Origin of the sequence: Bacteroides coprosuis (assembly GCF_020741705.1) — a bacterium.
GTDB lineage: Bacteria > Bacteroidota > Bacteroidia > Bacteroidales > Bacteroidaceae > Bacteroides_E > Bacteroides_E coprosuis.
Genome location: NZ_DYYK01000088.1, coordinates 24,447 through 31,308, shown reverse-complemented (window position 1 = coordinate 31,308; position 6,862 = coordinate 24,447). Strand labels below are relative to the sequence as shown.

The 6,862-nt window shown below is 34.0% G+C and carries 6 protein-coding genes; all 6 read left to right on the top strand.

All coding sequences use genetic code 11. The features are described 5' to 3' along the window. On the top strand, positions 1-1,838 hold a 1,838-nt coding region (locus K8V80_RS05275), incomplete at its 5' end, for a dipeptidyl-peptidase 3 family protein (RefSeq protein WP_276775902.1). A gap of 16 nt (positions 1,839-1,854) precedes the next feature. Continuing rightward, the gene (locus K8V80_RS05270) at positions 1,855-2,523 is read left to right on the top strand and encodes a DNA alkylation repair protein (protein ID WP_276775901.1); all 669 of its coding nucleotides are present in this window, start codon (positions 1,855-1,857) and stop codon (positions 2,521-2,523) included. A gap of 73 nt (positions 2,524-2,596) precedes the next feature. Beyond that, positions 2,597-3,067: a Fur family transcriptional regulator gene (locus tag K8V80_RS05265; RefSeq protein ID WP_276775903.1), complete on the top strand. Its 471-nt coding sequence runs from the start codon at positions 2,597-2,599 to the stop codon at positions 3,065-3,067. Positions 3,068-3,076: 9 nt separating this feature from the next. Then, the gene (locus K8V80_RS05260) at positions 3,077-4,348 is read left to right on the top strand and encodes an adenylosuccinate synthase (RefSeq protein ID WP_006744103.1); all 1,272 of its coding nucleotides are present in this window, start codon (positions 3,077-3,079) and stop codon (positions 4,346-4,348) included. Positions 4,349-4,430: 82 nt separating this feature from the next. Then, the gene (locus K8V80_RS05255) at positions 4,431-5,744 is read left to right on the top strand and encodes an alpha-L-fucosidase (protein ID WP_276775900.1); all 1,314 of its coding nucleotides are present in this window, start codon (positions 4,431-4,433) and stop codon (positions 5,742-5,744) included. Between the two features lie 63 nt (positions 5,745-5,807). Further along, on the top strand, positions 5,808-6,500 hold the full coding sequence (locus tag K8V80_RS05250; RefSeq protein WP_006744105.1) for a zinc metallopeptidase: 693 nt from the start codon (positions 5,808-5,810) through the stop codon (positions 6,498-6,500). Positions 6,501-6,862: the final 362 nt, after the last annotated feature.

The following is a 6,862-nucleotide window of genomic DNA, read 5'->3' as shown; positions in this document are numbered from 1 at the left end:
TATCTGGTAGAGATATTTTATTTGATCAGAATGGTAAATATAATCTTCGAATTCGTAGAGCTTTAGAAGCTATTTATACGAATCCAAATGAGGATAAAAATTCTGAAAACTTTAAAAACCTTGCTGTTTATTTGAAGAGAGTTTGGTTTGCTAATGGTATTCATCACCATTATGGTATGGAGAAATTTGAGCCTAAGTTTTCAGCAGAATACTTTAAAGAAGCTTTGGCACGTGTTGAAGAGGGTAAACTTCCTCTAGCAGAAGGTGAAACCATAGATGAATTTTATAATTTATTGAAGCCTGTTATTTTTGATCCTGCTGTTATGCCCAAAAGAGTAAATCAAGCAGATGGTCAAGATTTAATTCTTACTTCAGCTTGTAATTATTATGATGGTGTTACTCAAACTGAGGCTGAAGAGTTCTACAATAAAATGAAGGATCCGAAAGATGCCGAACCTATTTCCTATGGACTAAATAGTCGTCTTGTAAAAGAAGATGGTAAATTAGTTGAAAAAACATGGAAAGTAGGAGGTTTGTATACTGAGTCTTTAGAAAAGATTGTTTTTTGGTTAGAAAAAGCAGCGACAGTTGCTGAAAATGAAGATCAAAAAGCTGTAATTGATAAATTAATCAAATTCTATCAAACAGGTGACTTGAGAGACTTTAATGATTACTCTATTCAGTGGGTGAAAGACTTGGATTCAAGAGTTGATTTTGTTAATGGATTTACTGAAACTTACGGTGATCCTCTAGGTTTAAAAGCAAGTTGGGAGTCTCTAGTGAATTTTAAAGACTTAGAAGCTACGCGTAGAACTGAAACAATTAGTGCAAATGCTCAATGGTTTGAAGATAATTCTCCAGTGGACAAGCAATTTAAAAAAGAAGAAGTTAAAGGTGTTTCAGCTAAAGTTATAACTGCTGCTATTCTTGCAGGAGATTTATACCCTGCAACAGCAATTGGAATCAATTTACCAAATGCTAACTGGATCAGAAGTCATTATGGATCAAAATCAGTAACTATTGGAAATATTACAGACGCTTATAATAAAGCTGCTCATGGAAATGGATTTAATGAAGAGTTTGTTTATTCAAATGTAGAATTGGATCTAATTGATAGATATGCAGATATGACAGATGATCTTCATACCGATATTCATGAATGTTTAGGTCATGGTTCAGGAAAGGTTATGCCTGGTAAAGAAGATGCATTAAAGGCTTATGGTTCTACAATCGAAGAAGCCAGAGCTGATTTATTCGGTCTTTATTACTTAGGAGATAATAAATTGGTAGAGTTGGGATTAGTACCTAATAATGATGCTTATTTAGCAGCTTACTACAACTACATGATGAATGGTCTGATGACACAATTAGTGCGTATCGAGCTTGGAAACACTGTAGAAGAAGCACATATGCGTAATAGACAACTTATTGCTCAATGGGCATACCAAAAAGGTAAAGCTGATAAAGTGGTTGAGTTAGTTAAGAAAGAAGGTAAAACATATGTTGTAGTAAATGATTACGAAAAATTGCGTGGTCTATTTGGTGAATTACTTGCTGAAATACAACGTATTCGTTCTACAGGTGATTTTGAGGCAGCACGCACAATGGTAGAAACTTATGCAGTAAATGTTGATCCAGAATTACATAAGGAAATACTAGATCGTTATGCTAAATTGAATTTAGCTCCATATAAAGGTTTTGTAAATCCTGTATATGAAGCAGTAAAAGATGAAAATGGCAATATAACAGATGTAAAAGTATCTTACGAAGAAGGTTATGATACACAGATGTTACGTTACTCAAAAGATTATTCTTTTTTGCCAAGCATCAATAAATGAAATGATTAACTGAACAATGAATATTCACGAACAAATTAAAGAAATCAAAGGACAACTCCGTTTATTTATGAACGGAGTTGTTTCTGCAAGTATGCGAAAGAAGGGGCTCGATTATAAATTAAACTTTGGAGTTGAGCTGCCCAGAATTAAAGAAATTGCAAAAGGCATTGGAAATCCTAGTGTTGCACTAGCTGAAGCACTTTGGATGGAGAATATAAGAGAATGCAAAATTTTGGCTACTCTGATATATCCTAAAGAAGATTTTAGTTCGGATACTGCTGAACTATGGGTTAGTCAAGTAGAAAATATAGAGATTGCTCGCTTATTGAGTATGCATATTCTACAGCACTTAGATTATATCCGTCCTTTATGTCTGAAATGGATTGCGAGTGGTAAAGAGATGAACGAGGTAATTGGCTACATTACGATATCTCGTCTATTGCTGAGAGAGGATTCTATGGATGAACGCGCAGCAGATGAGTTTACAAATCAAGCAATAACAGCTGCTGTGTCAGGAGACTTTATACTCAGAGATTCTTCTATTTTAGCATTAAAGAACTTCATGCAACAAAACGAGAATCACAAAAACAAAATATTAGCTTTAGTTGAACCTTTGGCTCAATCTGAGAATGAGTTTGCTAAAGTATTATACAATCTTATTCAGGAAGAAGCAATGTACTTATAAAAGTACATTGCTATTTCGCTTATTGAATAAAAAAATAGCTACCTTTGTGATAGCTATTACCACCTATATGGATATGGAAAGACAAGAAATTAAGGATATAGTAAGACAGATATTTACAGAGTATCTAAACGCCAATGGTCATCGTAAAACTCCAGAGCGTTATGCTATACTAGACACCATATACTCTATAGATGGACACTTTGATATAGATACTCTCTATAGCTTAATGCGCAAAGAACGTAAGTATAGTGTGAGCCGAGCTACATTATACAATACTATAATATTATTAATTGATGCGCGCTTGGTTATTAAACACCAATTTGGAAATACTTCTCAATATGAAAGAAGCTATAATAGAGAGACCCACCATCATCAAATTTGTACAGAATGTGGCAGAATAACTGAGTTTCAGAGTGAGAAACTTCAGCGAGCCATTGAAGAGACTAAGCAAGATGACTTTTTGTTATCTCATTATTCTCTCTATCTATATGGTATATGTAAAGATTGCACAAATAAAAAGAATAACAATCATAAACAACAATAAAGAACTAAGATGAAAGTAGATGTTCTATTAGGGTTACAATGGGGCGACGAAGGTAAAGGGAAGATTGTAGATGTTCTTACACCTAAGTACGATGTTGTAGCTAGATTTCAAGGGGGACCCAATGCTGGTCATACATTGAAGTTTGAAGGTGAAAAATATGTATTACGTTCAATTCCTTCTGGTATATTTCAAGGAGATAAGGTGAATATAATTGGAAATGGAGTTGTTTTAGATCCCTCTCTTTTTAAAGATGAAGCAGTAGCTTTAGAAGCTTCTGGACACAATCTTAAAGAGAGGCTTTTTATTTCTAAAAAAGCACATCTTATATTACCAACGCATAGAATCCTAGATGCTGCTTATGAAGCGGCTAAAGGGGATGCAAAAGTGGGTACTACAGGAAAAGGTATCGGACCTACATATACTGATAAAATAAGTCGTAATGGCCTACGTGTAGGTGATATTCTATCTGATTTTACAAGTAAATATAATAAACTTAAAGCTCGTCACGAGGAGATTCTTAAAAGCTTAAACTATAAATATGATTTAAGTGAATTGGAATCTAAATGGATGGAAGCTATAAGCTATCTGAAGGAATTCACTCTTATAGATAGTGAAATTGAAATCAATAATTTTCTTTTAAAAGAAAAGAGTGTACTATGTGAAGGTGCTCAAGGTACAATGCTTGATATTGATTTTGGCTCTTATCCTTTTGTTACATCATCTAATACTGTTTCTGCAGGTGCTTGTACAGGCTTGGGTGTTGCTCCAAATCGTATAGGCGAAGTTTTTGGTATTTTTAAAGCTTATTGTACACGTGTTGGTGAAGGTCCTTTCCCTACAGAGTTGTTTGATGAAGTAGGAGAGAAAATCTGTGATTTAGGAGGAGAATATGGTGCTGTAACAGGGCGTAAACGTCGTTGTGGATGGATCGATCTTATAGCTCTTAAATATGCGGTTATGATTAATGGTGTTACTAAATTAATCATGATGAAGAGTGATGTTTTAGATTCTTTTGAAACAATCAAGGCTTGTATTGCTTATGATGTTAATGGTAAAGAGTACGATTATTTACCTTATGATATTGCTGATGGCGTAAAACCTATCTATGTTGAGCTTCCAGGTTGGAAAGTAGATATGACTTCTGTGACAAGTGAAAATGAGTTCCCAGAAGAGTTTAATGCTTACATTTCTTTCTTAGAACAAGAACTAGGTGTACCTATTGCTATTGTATCTGTTGGTCCAGATAGAGAACAAACTATCATCAGAGACGGAGAAAACTAAAAAAATAATGATATATTGAGAGGGAAACTTTGTGGATAGCCATAGAGTTTCCCTTTTTTTATTCTTAAAAACTAATTTACTTATGAAAAACACATTGTTGATAACATTCCTTTGTTTAGGAATGATCAGTCCTTTACTTGCCCAACAGAAGTATGAATATACTCCTTCATCAGAAAATCTAAAGTCTAGAGAAGCGTTTCAAGATAACAAATTTGGTGTTTTTATTCATTGGGGAGTCTATTCTATGTTGGCTACAGGTGAGTGGACTATGACTAATAATAATTTGGATTATAAAGAATATGCAAAATTGGCAGGAGGCTTCTATCCAGCTAAATTTGATGCTGCTGAATGGGTTAGCACGATAAAAAATGCAGGAGCAAAGTATATTTGTATTACGACTCGTCATCACGATGGCTTCTCTATGTTTGATTCAAAATATACTGATTATACAATCACTAAAGCCTCTCCTTTTAAGAGAGATATCATAAAAGAGCTAGCTGATGAATGTCTGAAACAAGGAATAAAACTTCACTTTTATTATTCTCATATTGATTGGGGTAGAGAAGATGTTCCGTGGGGACGTACAGGCCGGGGTACAGGGCGTCCCAATAGCAAAGGAGATTGGAATAGTTATTATTCATTTATGAATAATCAGCTGACAGAACTTTTGACTAATTATGGACCCGTTGGTGCTATTTGGTTTGATGGTTGGTGGGATCAAGATCAGAATCCAGATTTTGATTGGGAATTACCTTATCAGTACAATATGATTCATCAGTTGCAACCTGCTTGTTTGATTGGGAATAATCATCATCAAGTACCTTTTGATGGTGAGGATATACAAATTTTTGAGAGAGATCTCCCCGGAGAGAATGTTGCTGGTTTATCAGGACAAGATATAGCTCATTTACCATTGGAAACTTGTGAGACAATGAATGGTATGTGGGGGTATAAAATAACTGATCAAAACTATAAATCAACTAAAACTTTAATTCATTATTTAGTGAAAGCAGCAGGTAGAAATGCTAACTTATTAATGAATGTTGGACCTCAGCCCGATGGTTGCTTGCCAGAAATAGCTGTTGATCGTTTATCCGAGATGGGAGAGTGGTTGAAAGAATATGGTGAAACTATTTATGGAACTCGTGGAGGAATTATAACACCCAGAGATTGGGGTGTAACTACTCAAAAAGGGAATAAGCTTTATGTCCATATTTTAGAATTAGATGATAAAGGGCTCTTTTTACCATTAGAAATGAAACAAATAAAAAGTGCAAAGCTGTATAATTCAGATAAAAAGATTAATATTTCTAAAAATACAGGTGGTATCACCCTTAATTTGCCCGAAGTTCCTGTAAGTATTGATTATATTGTAGAACTAGAACTAAAGAATTAATATCTTTGGCAGACTATTTGTGTATTAAGTAGTAGTATTTACTAAAATAAAATAGAAATAATTATGGGAGGATCTGTAGCAATATATTGGATTCTTTTTGGAGGGATAGCTCTATTAAGCTTTGTAGTTCAGATGAACTTAAAAAGAAAGTTCGAAAAGTTTTCTAAAGAAACATTGGGAAATGGACTGTCAGGTAAAGATATCGCTGAAAAAATGTTGCATGATAACGGTATTTATGATGTAAGTGTAATCAGTACACCAGGTCAATTAACTGATCACTATAACCCTACAAATAGAACGGTAAATTTAAGTGAAGGAGTGTATTTAGGACAAAGTATAATGGCTGCAGCTGTTGCTGCTCACGAATGTGGTCATGCCGTTCAACATGCCCAAGCTTATGCACCATTAACATTAAGAAGTAAGCTTGTACCTATTGTCTCATTCTCATCTCGTTGGATTACTTGGCTACTTTTGATAGGGATACTTACTATCCAAACTTTTCCTCAGTTTCTATTAGCTGGTATCATTCTCTTTGCAACAACTACCTTATTTAGTTTTGTGACTTTACCCGTAGAGATTGATGCAAGTCGTAGAGCTTTAGTTTGGTTGAGAGGTGCAGGTATTACTAATAATTTTAATCAAGATAAAGCAAGCAGTGCTTTAAGAGCAGCTGCTTATACTTATGTAGTAGCTGCATTAAGTTCTTTGGCTACTCTTATCTATTATGTTATGATATTTATGGGCAGAAGAGATTAAAAGTAAAATTGAAATTAAATATTGAAAAGGATGACACACATTGTTGTAGTCATCCTTTTTTATTGACTTTACCTGACATTTTGACTACTATGAAATAAGTAGATTATTTCCTATTTAATATATTTGGTCGGTGTCATGTTCCTATCATGACACCGACATGACGATACGATGACACCGATATGTTATCATCTTGTCGGTGTTAAAATAAGCAGGAGCCAAAGTTCTTTTATCCCTAAAAAATAGTATCATATATAGATTTGATCTATTATGTTATTAATAATCAAATGATTATTTTGTTTATTACTTTGTGAAAGCAATAAAGTATTGCAAGTATAAAACTTTAAAATATGCTTTTATCAATT

Excerpts from the sequence above, each read along its gene's own strand:
- K8V80_RS05250 (WP_006744105.1), top strand. The coding sequence starts at position 5,808 with ATGGGAGGATCTGTAGCAATATATTGGATTCTTTTTGGAGGGATAGCT.
- K8V80_RS05255 (WP_276775900.1), top strand. The coding sequence starts at position 4,431 with ATGAAAAACACATTGTTGATAACATTCCTTTGTTTAGGAATGATCAGT.
- K8V80_RS05260 (WP_006744103.1), top strand. The coding sequence starts at position 3,077 with ATGAAAGTAGATGTTCTATTAGGGTTACAATGGGGCGACGAAGGTAAA.
- K8V80_RS05270 (WP_276775901.1), top strand. The coding sequence starts at position 1,855 with ATGAATATTCACGAACAAATTAAAGAAATCAAAGGACAACTCCGTTTA.
- K8V80_RS05265 (WP_276775903.1), top strand. The coding sequence starts at position 2,597 with ATGGAAAGACAAGAAATTAAGGATATAGTAAGACAGATATTTACAGAG.